Annotated in this window: 8 protein-coding genes and 2 pseudogenes; 7 read left to right on the top strand and 3 right to left on the bottom strand. The window is 65.3% G+C overall.

Annotation, left to right across the window (positions count from 1 at the left end):
* Positions 1 to 5: 5 nt before the first annotated feature.
* The 4 genes and pseudogenes from GA566_RS33725 to GA566_RS22205 form a co-directional block, all read left to right on the top strand.
* A pseudogene (locus tag GA566_RS33725) lies at positions 6 to 3,341 on the top strand (DUF6531 domain-containing protein); the annotation flags it as partial.
* A gap of 259 nt (positions 3,342 to 3,600) precedes the next feature.
* Positions 3,601 to 3,663, top strand: a pseudogene (locus GA566_RS33720) (hypothetical protein); the annotation flags it as partial.
* Between the two features lie 330 nt (positions 3,664 to 3,993).
* Complete coding sequence (locus tag GA566_RS33715; RefSeq protein WP_370459367.1) at positions 3,994 to 4,743, top strand: RHS repeat domain-containing protein; 750 nt, start codon at positions 3,994 to 3,996, stop codon at positions 4,741 to 4,743.
* 25 nt (positions 4,744 to 4,768) lie between these two features.
* Complete coding sequence (locus tag GA566_RS22205; protein ID WP_137928482.1) at positions 4,769 to 5,122, top strand: hypothetical protein; 354 nt, start codon at positions 4,769 to 4,771, stop codon at positions 5,120 to 5,122.
* Between the two features lie 341 nt (positions 5,123 to 5,463).
* On the opposite strand, the gene GA566_RS22200 is transcribed toward GA566_RS22205, so the two are convergent.
* A complete protein-coding gene (locus GA566_RS22200; protein ID WP_160474024.1) occupies positions 5,464 to 5,787 on the bottom strand; it encodes a hypothetical protein in 324 nt (107 codons plus the stop codon).
* A gap of 193 nt (positions 5,788 to 5,980) precedes the next feature.
* On the opposite strand from GA566_RS22200, the gene imuA reads away from it, so the two are divergent.
* The 3 genes from imuA to GA566_RS22185 are packed head-to-tail and all read left to right on the top strand — an operon-like array spanning position 5,981 to position 11,837.
* Complete coding sequence (gene imuA / locus GA566_RS22195) at positions 5,981 to 6,862, top strand: translesion DNA synthesis-associated protein ImuA (RefSeq protein WP_160474023.1); 882 nt, start codon at positions 5,981 to 5,983, stop codon at positions 6,860 to 6,862.
* Positions 6,795 to 8,390 (top strand): DNA polymerase Y family protein, encoded by a 1,596-nt coding sequence (locus GA566_RS22190; protein ID WP_160474022.1) that lies wholly within the window; start codon positions 6,795 to 6,797, stop codon positions 8,388 to 8,390. The genes imuA and GA566_RS22190 overlap by 68 nt, the downstream gene beginning before the upstream one ends.
* A gap of 18 nt (positions 8,391 to 8,408) precedes the next feature.
* Positions 8,409 to 11,837, top strand: coding sequence for an error-prone DNA polymerase (locus GA566_RS22185; protein ID WP_160474021.1), 3,429 nt, complete (start codon positions 8,409 to 8,411; stop codon positions 11,835 to 11,837).
* On the opposite strand, the gene GA566_RS22180 is transcribed toward GA566_RS22185, so the two are convergent.
* Both GA566_RS22180 and GA566_RS22175 read right to left on the bottom strand, forming a co-directional pair.
* Positions 11,834 to 12,700: a citryl-CoA lyase gene (locus tag GA566_RS22180; RefSeq protein WP_160474020.1), complete on the bottom strand. Its 867-nt coding sequence runs from the start codon at positions 12,698 to 12,700 to the stop codon at positions 11,834 to 11,836. The genes GA566_RS22185 and GA566_RS22180 overlap by 4 nt on opposite strands.
* Positions 12,697 to 13,896, bottom strand: coding sequence for a CaiB/BaiF CoA-transferase family protein (locus tag GA566_RS22175; protein WP_160474019.1), 1,200 nt, complete (start codon positions 13,894 to 13,896; stop codon positions 12,697 to 12,699). Before GA566_RS22175 ends, GA566_RS22180 begins: the two co-directional genes overlap by 4 nt.
* Positions 13,897 to 13,915: the final 19 nt, after the last annotated feature.

The following is a 13,915-nucleotide window of genomic DNA, read 5'->3' as shown; positions in this document are numbered from 1 at the left end:
GATTCATGATCGATCCCACCCGCGGAAGTAATCCGCACGCCCCGCAAACCGCCGTCGCCCCACTGAACACCATCGCTGTGGAAGACATCGGCAAGGGCGCAGCCGAGTTCGATGCGTGGCTGCAGGATGTGAGCGGCGGCGCGGTAACGCTCGATCGCATCCGCATGGTCGCGGGCAGCGTGCCGGTGGTGGGCAACATCATGGCGCTGGTCGATGCGCTGGGCGATGTGGTCACCCTCACGCGTAGCCAGTCTCCAGACTTCCTGGACTGGGTGAGCCTGGGCATCAACCTGATCGGCATCGTGCCGGTGCCGCCGGGGATGGCGGCGGCGCGCATGAGCCTGCGTCCCACGCTCGCGCTGGTGCGCCAGGAGTTGCGGCAAGGGGCCAAGTTCGTGCTGGGCGATGCGTTGGTCGAGGTGCTGGTGGGGCATCTGAACGCGACCATCGTCGGTGAACTGGATGACTTCGTCACGCAGGCGCAGGCCAAGTTGCCGGGCATTCTGCAGGACGCTGGCGAACTGGGCGAGAAGATGCTGCTCGAGATCGCCGATGGGCTCGAAGCGGTGGCACTCGGCAAGCTCAAGACGACCGCCCATCTGCAGCAGGCGGTCACGCAACTGCATGATCCGAAGTCTACCTTCCCCAATATCTTTGGCGCGGTGTGGAGCGTCTACAAGGCGGCGGGCAAGGCGGTAGTGAACACCGCGGTCCAGCTCGCGATGCCGACGGCGATCCAGCAGAAGGTGGTGGCGAGCAGCACGCAACTGCGCACGCTCGCGCCCGTGGTGCGCCAGCAGATGATGACGCTGGCCGATCCGCAGACGGCGCACAGCATCGGCTGGCTGCTGTCGATGCTTGCTCAGGCGGTGGTGCGCTGGCGCAAGAAGCGCAGTGTGGGCCAAAGCATCAACGTCAAGGCGCGTCAGGTCAGCGTGGCGAAGCGGCAAGGCCACCAGGGACAACTGGAGAGCACGAACAGGCAGGTGCCGGCCAAGGGCAGCCCGGGCTGCAAGAACTGTCCCGCTCCGGCCAACACCCTGCGCAGCATCAGCTTCGCCACCGGCGACGAGACGATCTCGCACACCGACTTTGTCCTGCCGGGCCTGATGCCGATCGAATGGACACGGACGTATCGGTCGAGCCTCGGCGCTTACGATGGCAGCGAATCCGGCGCGCGCTGGATCACGCCCTACACGATCCGCTTCGATGTGGTGAAGCAGGGTGTGCAACACGGTGGGAACGAGAGCCTGCTCTACCACGCCGCCGATGGCCGCAGCCATGCGTATCCGCTGCCCGGGATCGGCCAGTATCACCACGATCCCATCGAAGACGTGACGCTCGTACGCGTCTCGGCCAGCATTCTCACGCTCGCGCGCGGCTTCGAGAGTACGGAGACCTATCAGCGCCACGGCAAGCGCTTCCGTCTCATTGGCATCATGCTGCGCAACGGCGCCGGCATCTCCCTGCATTACGACCATCGCGTCGATCAAGACACGATGCTGTCGAACGTGATTGCCTATCAGGGCGAAACGATCCTGGCGCACCTCGGTATCCGTCCCGATGATCAGGGCCGCATCGCCGAACTCTGGCAGATCGCCGACGGCCAGCCCGTGCGCCAGTTGACGCGCTATACCTACGACGCAGCGGGCGACCTCGTGATGGCGCAGGACGAGAACGCGGCCTACTGGGAGTACACCTATCAGCACCACCTCGTCACCCGCTACACCGACCGCACCGGACGCGGCATGCATCTGCAGTGGCAGGGGGACGGTCCCGATGCGAAGGCCGTGCGCGAATGGGCCGATGACGGCAGCTTCGATACCACCTTCGCGTGGGACGAGAACATCCGTCTGACGTATGTCACCGATGCCCACGGCAATCAGACGCAGCACTACTACGACCGCCTCGGCTACACGTATCGCATCCGGCACCCCGATGGCCTCTCCGAATGGTTCTTCCGCGACGACGCGAAGAACGTCATCCAGCACATCCACACGGATGGCGCGATCGACCGGTTTGCCTATGACGCCAGCGGCAATCTGGTCGAGCACATCCGCCCGGACAGCAGCGCCGTGCATTACGCGTGGGACGACAAGCGCCAGCTCATCAAGGCGAGCGATGCCGAAGGCGGCCTGTGGCGGCGCGACCACGACCTCAAGGGCAACGTCACCGAAGCCATCGATCCGCTCGGCAACAAGACCACCTACGCCTACAACAAGGCGGGGCTGCCGGTGGAGATCACCGACGCCAAGGGTGGCACGAAGCAACTGAGTTACACGGTAACGGGCCAACTCGCCAGTTACACCGATTGCTCGGGCAAGACGAGTGCGTGGCAATACGGCGCGCGCGGCGAGTTACTGAGGTTCACCGATGCCGCCGGTGGGGTGACGCAATACCACTACGAAGCGGGGCAACTCACACGACTCGTCCATCCCGACGAAAGAATCGAACGCTTCGAGCGCGATGCCGAAGGACGCCTGCTCGCCCACATCGATGCCCTGCATCGCCGCACGACGTGGCGCTACAACGAAGCGGGCCAGATTGCCGAGCGCACCGATGCGGCCAGACAGACGCTCGCGTATCAATGGGACAGGCTCGGGCAGCTCACCACCCTCATCAACGAGAACGGCGCACGCACCGCCTTCGACTACGACCCCGTCGGCCGCTTGCTGCACGAGACGGGCTTCGACGGCAAGACCACGCGCTATGTCTACAGGGAAGAAACCGGCACGCTGCACTATCAGGTCGAAGCCGAGCAGCTCAAGACCGCCTTCGGCTTCGATGCGATGGGCCGCCTCGTCAGCAGGCAGGCGGGCTCCGTCGATGCCGAACAGCCGCAGCAAACCGAAACCTTCGCCTACGACGGCAACGGCCAACTGCTACTCGCCGAGAACGCCGACTGCCGCCTGCAATGGTTCCATGACGACGCCGGCAATGTGACGCGCGAGCACCAGCACTATCGATCGCTGAACCAGCCCGTGGTCGCGGTCTGGCGACACGAGTACGACGCCCTGAACGAACGCATCGCCACGATCCGCCCGGACGGTCACCGCATCGACATCCTCACCTACGGCTCGGGCCACGTCCACGGCGTGATGCTCGACGATCGCGAACTGATCCAGTTCGAGCGCGACGCCCTGCACCGCGAAGTGCTGCGCACGCAAGGTAACCAGCTCGCGCAGTCGCAGGTCTACGACCCGGCCGGACGATTGCTGGAACAGACGCTCTCGCCCGTGGCAGGCGCCCACGCGGGTCAGCGCATGCTGCACCGCCAGTACCACTACGACGCCGCCGGCCAACTCTCGGACATCCGCGACATGCGCCGCAGCACGCTGCAATACCGCTACGACCCCGTGGGACGGTTGCTCGAAGCCACCAGCGCTTGGCCAGGAAACCTTCGCCTTCGACCCGGCGGGCAACCTGCTGCACGACCCCGACACCCGCATCTTTGCGGCCGACCCGAGCACGGGACGCCCGGAATTCCACACCCGCCTGCAAGGCCCACCGAAACTCGTCGACAACCTGCTGCGGCAATACGCCGGTACCCACTACGACTGGGACGCACGCGGCAACCTCGCCACCCGCACCCACAACGGCGTGCGCGAGGACTTCACGTGGGACGCCTTCAATCGTCTGACCGGCTGGCGCAGCCCCGACGTGGAAGTGCAATACAGCTACGACGCGCTCGGCCGACGGCTGTTCAAATCTTCCACCGCGCGATACATCCCCAACCCCTTCGACGGCGAGATCTACCAGCGCAACGAACAGGCCCAACACAACCAGCGCCATGGCTGCGCCTTCACGCTCTATGGCTGGGACGGCGACCAACTGGCCTGGGAATGCCGCCAGGAACCCGAAGCGGGGGCCGACACGCACTTCCGCCCCATCCCCGGCGCGGCCCGCACCACCCACTATCTCTACGAACCGGGCAGCTTCGTGCCGCTCGCGCAAGCGGTGCGCCACAGCCCGATGCGGCTGCACTTGCAGCCAGTGTACGAAGGCGACTACGACATCGACGAAGACCCGCTGTGGACGTACACCATCCCGCCGCAGCCGTTCGATGCGATGGCCTGGTATCAGTGCGACCACCTTGGCACCCCGCAGGAGTTGACTGACGAAACTGGCGAGATCGCGTGGAGTGCGCAATACAAGGCCTGGGGCGCGGCGCAGGGGGTGATATCGGACGCTGCACGCAAGGCGGGGATCCAAAATCCGTTGCGGTTCCAGGGGCAGTACCTCGATCACGAGACGGGGCTGCATTACAACCGGTATCGGTATTACGATCCGGTGAGTGGGCGCTTCATCAGCAAGGATCCTATCGGCTTCGCTGGCGGATTGAATGTCTTCCTGTATGGGCCGAATCCGGTGGGTTGGGTGGATCCACTCGGGTTGGCGCGCTGCCCTTGCGACCCGTGCTCTGCATATGAGGTTGGTCCATTCAATCGACTCAAGCGACGGTCTGCTTCCGGCGATGATCTCGATATTCATCACGCGATGCAAAAACAACCAGCAGCCCAAGTTGTTGTTGGCTATGATCAACAGACGGCTCCGTCGATTGCTGTTCCCGCCGATGAACATGCTCAAATCCCAACGCTCAAAGGCTCCTATGCAGGTACGGCGAGAAATTTGTTAGCTAAGGATATAACGGATCTGAGGCGGAACACTAACGCCTCCAACGAATGTCTGCAGAAACTTATCGTTCTTAATAAGACGACATATCCGAATGCGTTTAAAAAATGAATTCCCGATGCGAGGAGCTTAACAAGTGAACACCGAGAAATTTGTAGAAGCAGTCAGATCACACGTGCAAGAGCAGGCAGAGAATACAGTCGTAAAAACCATAACCTCGCCCCCGGGAAAGAGACCCCGTGAGTTATTAGTTAAGGCGGCGGAATGGCGGTCTCGTATGACGAATGATGAAAAAATTCTGCTCGACGGAATAATTTATGAGTCTGTTCGTGTAGCTATTTTTGGGTTATTTTCCGTAGTGGATGGAGTGAGAGTCGTTGACGAAAGTATTGATCGATTCATAATTACTGCCGTGCAGCACGACGGCGTGAGGGTCGAAATCAATGCTGATCCGTCGGTCGAACTTCATAGCGAATTTTCGCCAAATTAACTGAGGCAATGCTTTTGTACTGGGAATGAGATTTCAAGAAGATGCGTTCAATCGCTCTTGCGTGGCATCCCGGTTAAGTGCAGTTCGTTGTGCCGTGTCGTAGTGGGCTACGCCGAACTGGCCTGAGGCGCCCAGTGCAAAGCTTAGGGTGGGGTGCAGGAAGTTATCTAGACCGCCGCACGAAAAGGCGGGGCTCCAGAATCCACTGCGGTTCCAGGGGCAGTACTTCGATCACGAAACGGGACTGCACTACAACCGGCCAGTTGCCATTTCCAGAGCGTTTGGAGCCAATTTCGAAGACTGACGACGGATAGCTCCTTCAATCGTCCCTTGGCAATTCCTCAGGCCCTGTCCAGCTCGCTGCTGTTCCACCACGCTTCCAGCAGCGGCTGGAAGCGGTCATCGGGGGCGGGCGGGACGCGCGTGCTCTTGCGGGCGGCCGGCAGTTGGCGGCCGGTCAGCTGGTAGAAGACGGCGGCCGGCGGGGTGCCGGGGCCGTAGGGTACGTGGTCGATCACGCTCATCTGCCGTGCAGCTTTCAGGGCGCGCGTGGTTTCCTCGGCGCTCAAGCCGCAGGCGTCAGCCAGCGCATCGCGGCGCAATGGCCCCTGGCGCTGCATTCCTTCGATCAGCAGATGCACGCATTCGCGCGTATTCCGTTTCATAGCAACGCATTGTTCCGTACTGCCTGACACTTCACAATGACACTTCACAGTTGTTTGCATTCGCCGGGGCCGGACTGTGGCAGACGCGCAAACATCGTTTTGAAAATGCCATTTGCAGCACATCGGGAGCCTGCCTCTTGCATCGGTGGCGATACTGTATAAACATACAGTATTCGACAAAATCCTATGCATCATGGCTGCGCCCCTGCAGGAGCAGCCGTCGCTTCTGGCGGCGGACCCTGTGCCCCCATCTTCTTCCGTGCATCGCCAGTCGGTGCGCGAACTCGAACATCGCTATCCCGGCCTGTGGCGCGCGGGCCAGCTGGGCCATGCCGGCCGCTTGCCGGTCTGCCCGACCGGCTATGACGCGCTGACCGCCGAGTTGCCGGGCGGCGGGTGGCCGGCGGGCGCCGTGACCGAGTTGCTGCTGGCGCAGGAGGGCGCGGGCGAGTTGCGGCTGCTGATGCCGGCGCTGCGCACGCTGGCCGAAAGCGGGCGGCGCATCGGCTTCGTCAATCCGCCTTACCTGCCGAATGCCGCGGGTCTGGCATCGGGGCTGGCCGAGGGCCTGCCGGCACGTCATCTCTACTGGGTGCGCCCTACCACGGGCGCGACGATGGCTGCGCAGCGCACGGACATGCTCTGGGCCGCCGAGCAGATGCTGCGCAGCCAGGCGTTCGGTGCGCTGCTGGTCTGGCTGGCCGGTGCGCGGCCCGAGGCGCTGCGGCGCCTGCAGGTGCTGGCGCAGGCTGGCGATACCGTGGTGTGGGTGCTGCGCCCGATGCGCGTGCTGCACGAATCGTCGCCAGCGGTGCTGCGGTTGGCGCTGTCGCCGCAGCCGGGCAACCTGATGTCGATCGTGTTCCACAAGCGGCGCGGTCCGGTTCGCGATACGCCGCTGCTGCTGCCGCTGGAAGGCATGGCGCATGTGCCGCAGCGCACGGGCCTGCCGGCGGTGGTTCCTGCTCCTGCTGTTCCTTCTGTCGTTCCTTCTCATGTTGTTGCCGATGACGTTCTGGATCGCGGTGCATCTGCCGCGCCTGCCGCTGGACGCGCTGCAGCCGAACTGGCCTGAGCCAGCCGGCGCGGTCTCCCAGCCGCCGAGTCCTTCCAGCCCCGTCACCGGCACGCTGCATCAGCTTCCGGTGGCGGTGCTGGAGCGCGAGCGCGTGGTGCTGGCCAACGGCCCGGCCGTGGCGCTGGGCGTGGGCTATGGCATGCGGCGCGGCGGCGTGCAGGCGTTGTCGGCGGATGTGGTGCAGCTCGAACGCGATCTCGTGGCCGAGGCAGCGCTGATGACCTCGGTGGCGCTGACGCTGCTCCATTTCACGCCGGGCGTGACGATCGATCCCGAACCGGAGTCGGCCACGGTGATGCTCGACGTCACGGCCAGCCTGCGCCTGTTCGGCGGCCATCGTGCGCTGTGCCGCGCGGTGCGCGCCCGCGTGCGCCAGCTCGGCACGTTTGCGCAGGTTGGCAGCGGCACCACGGCGCAGGGGGCGGCGTGGCTCGCGCGTCAGCCGGTGCGCAAGACCGCGCGCGGCATCGTGCGGCCGGCGCGGCGTGCGGTGCAGCCTGCGCGCATGCTGCGGCTGCTCGATCGCCTGCCCGTGGATTGCCTGCATGCACTGGCCGATCCCGAGTGGCTCGAAGGTATCGGCTGCCGCACGCTGGGGCAGGTGCGGGCACTGCCGCGTGCGGGCCTGTCGCGCCGACTCGGCACGGGGCTGCTGGCGCGGCTCGACGAGGCGTATGACCAGACGCCCACCGGCTTTGTCTGGTTCGAGGCGCCGCCCACGTTCGCACAACGGATGGACCTGCCGGGGCGCATCGAATCCGTCGACGGCGTGCTGGCCGGCGCGCAGCGGCTGCTGCTGGCGCTGTCGGGCTGGCTGGCCGCGCAGCAGGCCGGGGTCACCCGCTGCGTGCTGGTGCTCGAACACGAACGCTACCGGCTGGGCGAGCAGATGGACACCACGCCGGTAACACTCGCGCTGGCGCAGCCGAGCCGTGACGCCGCGCATCTCTCCAAGCTGTTCCGCGAGAAGCTCGACAAGGTGCATTTCCATGCGCCGGTAGGTGGTCTGGGGCTGCGCGTGGAGACGATGGAAACCTGCGTGCCGCAGAGCGATGCGCTGTTTCCCGATCCGGGCGCGGAACCGGCCGAACTGGGCCGCCTCATCGACACACTCGTGGCGCGCCTCGGGCGCGACAACGTGCTGCAGCCGCATCCGCTGGCCGACCATCGCCCTGAAAGCGCCAACCGCTGGTGTCCCGTGGACGAGCCGCCGGCCCGGACTTCCGCGCGCGCTGTCGGGCCGTTGCCGCCCGAGCGTCCGCTCTGGCTGCTGGAGTCGCCCCGTGCGCTGCGCGTGGAGAAGCATCGACCCGTGTATCAGGGGCCGCTGGTGATGCTGACGCGTCCCGAACGTATCGAAGCAGGATGGTGGGACGGTGGGCTGGCCACGCGGGACTACTTCATTGCCGAGCGTGAGGATGGGCTGCGCTGCTGGGTCTATCGCGAACGGCCGGGTCGCCCCACGCGCGACGGGCAGGAAGACGGCGGCGAATACCGCTGGTTCCTGCACGGCCTGTTCGCCTGAGCGCCGGGAAGGATCGCCATGCTGCCCGGATTGTCTTCGCTGCTGCCGTCTCTGCCCGACTACGTGGAGCTGCACTGCATTTCCAACTTCACGTTTCTCGATGGCGCCTCGCATCCGCAGGAGCTGATCGAGCGCGCGTTCCAGCTTGGCTATAGCGGGCTGGCGCTGACCGACGAGTGTTCCGTGGCGGGCACGGCGCGCGCGCATCACGCCATCAAGACGTTGCGCGAGGAAATGTGGGAAGCCGTCGCACGCAGCGCGCGGCGTCTGGCGGCGGGGCAGACGGCGGGGGAGAGCGACGAGGTGGATGAACTCGCAGCCTTCCTGGCCAATGAGGATGACGACGAAGCCGAGGAGGATGACGATGGTGATCCGGCCGGTTTCGGCCACGATCCCGATGCCGCCGTGCGCCGCCACGCCATGCTGGAGACGCTGGCCGCCGCCGCCGATGACTTCAACCTGATCATCGGCAGCCGCTTCACGCTGGCGGCAGCGCCCGGCGATACCGTGCCGCCGCCACGCCTCGTGCTGCTGGCCTGCAACCGCGAAGGGTTCGGCAATCTCTGCGAGTTCATCACGCTGGGCCGCACGCGCGCGGAGAAGGGCAGCTATCGGCTGCATCCGTCCGATCTCTCTGATCCGCAACCCGACCAGTCCCACTTGCGCGGCATGCCCGATTGCCTGGCGATCCTGTTGCCCGACTACTGCGCCGATACCGACGTGCTGCGCGCACAGGCGCGCTGGTGCCGCAACGTCTTCGGCGAGCGCGTCTGGATGGGGCTCGAACTATTGCAGGGCCACGCCGAGGCGCTCCATCGCACGCGCCTGCAGGAGATCTCGCAGGAAACTGGCGTGCCGCTCGTGGCCGCTGGCGCCGTGAACATGCACGTGCGTTCGCGCAAGCCGCTGGCCGATGTGCTGACCGCGATCCGGATCGGCCAGCCGCTGCCCCAGTGCGGCATGGCGCTCGCACCCAATGCCGAAGCACACCTGCGCATGCGGCAGGTGCTGTCGCGGCTCTATCCGCGCGAGGCGCTGGCGCAGACACTCCGCATCGCCGCACAGTGCCGCTTCTCGCTCGACACGCTGCGCTACGAGTATCCCGAGGAAATCGTGCCGGCCGGCTATACGCCAATCGGCTATCTGCGCGCGGAAGTCGAGAAGGGGATTCGCGAACGGTTCCCGCACGGCATGGAGCCCGAGTGGGAAACACAGATCGAAGGCGAGTTGCAGCTGATCGAGGAGAAACACTACGAGCCGTTCTTCCTGACCGTGCATGACATCGTGCGTTTTGCGCGGCGCGAGGGCATCCTGTGCCAGGGGCGCGGCTCGGCCGCCAACTCGCTGGTCTGCTACTGCCTGCATATCACCGAGGTCAGTCCGGAGCAGGCCAACCTGCTGTTCGGCCGCTTTCTTTCGCGCGAGCGCGACGAGCCGCCCGATATCGACGTGGATTTCGAGCATCAGCGGCGCGAGGAAGTCATCCAGTACATCTACAGGAAGTACGGGCGCCATCGCGCTGCGCTGGCCGCGTCGCTGATCTCGTACCGCTCGCGCAGCGCGTTGCGCGACGTGGGGCGCGCGCTCGGCATCGATGCGAGCGTGGTGGAACAGGTGGTCAAGGGGCAGGCATGGTGGGATGGCGGCACGGCATTTATCGAACGGATTTCGCGCTATGGGCTCGATCCGGATTCGGTGGCGGTGCAGCAATGGGCCAGTCTGACGGAACAGTTGCGCGGCTTTCCGCGTCATCTGTCGCAGCACGTGGGTGGGTTCGTGATCGCGCAGCACAAGCTGTCGCGGCTGGTGCCCATCGAGAACGCGGCGATGAAGGATCGCAGCGTGATCCAGTGGGACAAGGACGATCTGGAGTCGCTGGGTCTGCTCAAGGTGGATGTGCTGGCGCTGGGCATGCTGACCGCCATCCGTCGCGCGCTGGCGATGATCCCGAACCCGGAACCCGAACGCGCCGGCCTGCCCACGCGCATGGAAGACCTGCCCGAGACCGACGACAAGACCTACGACATGATCTGCAAGGCGGATACCGTCGGCGTGTTCCAGATCGAATCGCGCGCGCAGCAGTCGATGCTGCCGCGTTTGCAGCCGCGCCAGTACTACGACCTGGTGGTGGAAGTGGCCATCGTGCGGCCCGGCCCGATCCAGGGGGGCATGGTGCATCCGTACCTGAAGCGGCGCGAGGATCTGCGCCGCACGGGCAAGCTGCCGACCTACTTCGACGATGTGATCCGGCGTGTGCTGGGCCGTACGCTGGGCATCCCGATTTTTCAGGAACAGGTGATGCAACTGGCCATCGATGCAGCCGGTTTCACGCCAGGGCAGGCCGATCAGTTGCGTCGCTCGATGGCCGCATGGCGACGCAAGGGCGGATTGGAAAAGCATCAGGATGCATTGATGCGCGGACTGACGTCGCACGGCTATCCCGAGGCATTCGCCATCGGCATCTGCCGGCAGGTGGAGGGATTTGGCGAATACGGTTTTCCGGAAAGCCATGCCGCCAGCTTCGCCAAGCTCGTCTATGTGAGTGCGTGGATCAAGTGCCATTACCCCGACGCGTTCCTATGCGCGCTGCTCGACAGCCAGCCGATGGGCTTCTACTCGGCCTCGCAACTGGTGCAGGACGCGCGGCGCCATGGCGTGGTGACACAGCCCGTAGATGTGACGATCAGCAACTGGGAAAGCGCACTGGAGCCGCGCCGGCCGGGGCAGCCGCATCGCGATGTGCGGCTGGGCATGAATCGCGTGAAGGGGATGCGCGAAACCGCCGCGCTGCGCATCGAGGCCGCACGGGCCGCGCAACCGTTCGACAGTGTGGAAGACCTCGCCCGTCGCGCTGAACTTGATGCCCACGATATCGACGTGTTGGCCGCTGCCGATGCGTTGCGTGCACTGGCCGGTCATCGTCGGCAAGCCCGCTGGCAGGCGCGCGCAGCCGTGGTGCAGACCTCGCACCGAGATTTGCTCCACGAAGCGCCGCCGCCCGAACGCGAACTGGAACTGGCCGCGCCAAAGATCGGCGAGGACGTGGCCGGCGATTACGCCAGTACGGGCCTCTCACTGAAATGCCATCCGCTGACACTGCTACGGCGCCGGCTGGCCGCGCTGAAGTACATCACGGCGGAGCAGTTGACGCGCATCGGCAATGGCCGCCGCGTGCGCGCCTGCGGCATCGTCACGGTGCGGCAACGCCCCGGCACGGCCAAGGGCACCATCTTCACTTCGATCGAGGATGAAACCGGCGCGATCAACGTGATCATCTGGCCGGGACTCGTCGAGAGCCAGCGCAAGGAGGTGCTCGGCGCCACGCTGCTCGGCGTCATCGGCACCTGGCAGCGGCAGGGCGACGTGCGACACCTGGTGGCCGAGGAACTGGTCGACATGAGTCCGCTGCTCGGCCGATTACTGGTGTCGAGCCGGGATTTTCATTAACGACCGGTTTCTCGACCCGGTACATCCCTTTGCGCCACCCCGTCGTACGTCCAGATGAACTGACGCGGAATCGGGCCCTTGTTGCGGCCGCCTTGCTGGGTCTGTTCCCATGCGTGCGACAGGATGCCCACCGAGCGCGACAGGCAGAACAATCCGCGCGCCAGCGGGGCAGGGAAGCCGAGTTCCGCGTAGATGACCGCCGTGGCGCCGTCGATGTTCATCGGGATCGGCTTTGCGCGGCCTTCGCCGAGCTTCTGTTCCACGGCGCGGGCGATGGCTGCATATCGACCCGACACCACGCCATCGCAGGCAGCCTGATCCACCAGTTCCAGCAAGCGCGGCGCGCGGGGATCGATGGGGTGGAAGCGATGGCCGAAGCCCGACACGAACTTGCCGTGCAAGTCCCGGTATTCCGCGAGGCCGGCGGCGACGGCATCGGCCAGCGCCATGCCTTCGTCCTCATGGCGTGCAATGTCGTGATAGAGCGCCACGGCTTGCTCGCCCGCGCCGCCATGCACATCGCCGAGCACGTTGACGGCTGAGGCCATCGCGTTGTTGAGTCCCACGCCACAGGTGGCGGCCATGCGCGCGATGGCGATGCTGGGGGCTTGCGGGCCATGATCGACGGCGGCCATCAGCGCGGCGTCGAGCAATTCGCCCTCGCGCGGGGCCGGCAACTCGCCCCGCAGCATCAGCCAGATCATCTGCGCGAAGGAGACGTTGCCGATCAGTTGCTCGATCGGATAGCCGCGATAGCGGATCTCGCCCGGCTTCATGTCGATGATCTGCGTGTGCCACCAGTCCTGCGATGCCTGCTGACCGGCGTCCATTGCCACAGTCGAAGAGGTTGGGGTGTCGCTCATAGCGCGCGCTCCTGTTTCAAGGTGGCAATGTCATCGGCGCCGTAGCCGAGTTCGTGGAGGATGGCGTCAGTGTGCTCGCCCAGTTGCGGCGGCGGGGTATCCACCGACGGCGCCGTGCCGTTGACCTTGAAGCCCGTGCGCACCAGTCGGATATCGCGCCCCACGCCGGGCACATTGGCGAACGCGCCGATCATGCCGCGATCACGTACCTGCGGATGGGCCAGCACGTCGGGCACATCGAGCACCGGGCCGGCGGGCACACCGGCATCGTTGAGCAACTGCCACCATTCCGTGGCGGATTTCTTCGCGAGTTCGGTTTCGAGTTCGGCGGTCAGCGCGGCGCGGTTGGCCAGGCGGGACTGCCGTTCCGCGAAGCGCGGATCGGTGGCGAGTTCGGGGCGGCCGATCACGCGGCACACCGCTTCGAACTGCTCCTGCTTGTTGGCGGCGATATTGAGCGGGCCCTGGCCGGTGCGGAACGTGCCCGACGGGCTTGCCGTCATGTTCTCGTTGCCCATCGGCACGGGGTTCTTGTTCGCGATCAGGTGGTTGGACACCTGCCAGCCCATCGTCGCCATGGTGGCTTCGAGCATCGATACGTCGAGGAAGTAGCCTTCGGTGCGATCCTTGTCGGCCAGCGACGCGGCGATGGCAAAGGCAGCGGTCATGCCGCCGATGGTGTCGGAGACGGGGTAGCCCACGCGCAGCGGCGCGCTCTGTGGATCGCCGGTGATGCTCATCACGCCGGACATGCCCTGGATGATCTGGTCGTACGCCGGCAGGTCGGACAGCGGCCCATCCTGTCCGAAGCCCGAGATCGCGCAATAGATCAGACGGGGGTTGACGGTCTTCAGCGTGTCGAAGCCCAGCCCAAGACGGGTCATCACGCCGGGACGGAAGTTCTCCACCACCACGTCGGCGCTTTCCACGAGCTTGCGAAAGACTTCCTTGCCGCGCGCGTGCTTGAGGTTGATCGTGATCGATCGCTTGCCTGGGTTCTGCGCCAGGAACGATACGCCCATCAGGTTCCGGTTCAGTTCCGGATCGGCGCCGAGCTGGCGCGCGAGGTCGCCCGTGCCCGGCGTTTCCACCTTGATCACCTCGGCGCCCATGTGGGCCAGCTGATGGCAGCAGAAGGGACCGGCCAGCACATTGGTGAGGTCGAGCACGCGGATATTGCGAAGCGGCTTATGCATGGTGTCTTGCCTGTCGGGG

Origin of the sequence: Cupriavidus sp. SW-Y-13 (assembly GCF_009793345.1) — a bacterium.
GTDB lineage: Bacteria > Pseudomonadota > Gammaproteobacteria > Burkholderiales > Burkholderiaceae > Cupriavidus.
The sequence above is the reverse complement of the archived record's forward strand: the minus strand, read 5'-3'. Positions and strand labels throughout refer to the sequence as shown.

Excerpts from the sequence above, each read along its gene's own strand:
- GA566_RS22175 (WP_160474019.1), bottom strand. The coding sequence starts at position 13,896 with ATGCATAAGCCGCTTCGCAATATCCGCGTGCTCGACCTCACCAATGTG.
- GA566_RS22185 (WP_160474021.1), top strand. The coding sequence starts at position 8,409 with ATGCTGCCCGGATTGTCTTCGCTGCTGCCGTCTCTGCCCGACTACGTG.
- imuA (WP_160474023.1), top strand. The coding sequence starts at position 5,981 with ATGGCTGCGCCCCTGCAGGAGCAGCCGTCGCTTCTGGCGGCGGACCCT.
- GA566_RS22180 (WP_160474020.1), bottom strand. The coding sequence starts at position 12,700 with ATGAGCGACACCCCAACCTCTTCGACTGTGGCAATGGACGCCGGTCAG.
- GA566_RS22190 (WP_160474022.1), top strand. The coding sequence starts at position 6,795 with ATGACGTTCTGGATCGCGGTGCATCTGCCGCGCCTGCCGCTGGACGCG.
- GA566_RS22200 (WP_160474024.1), bottom strand. The coding sequence starts at position 5,787 with ATGAAACGGAATACGCGCGAATGCGTGCATCTGCTGATCGAAGGAATG.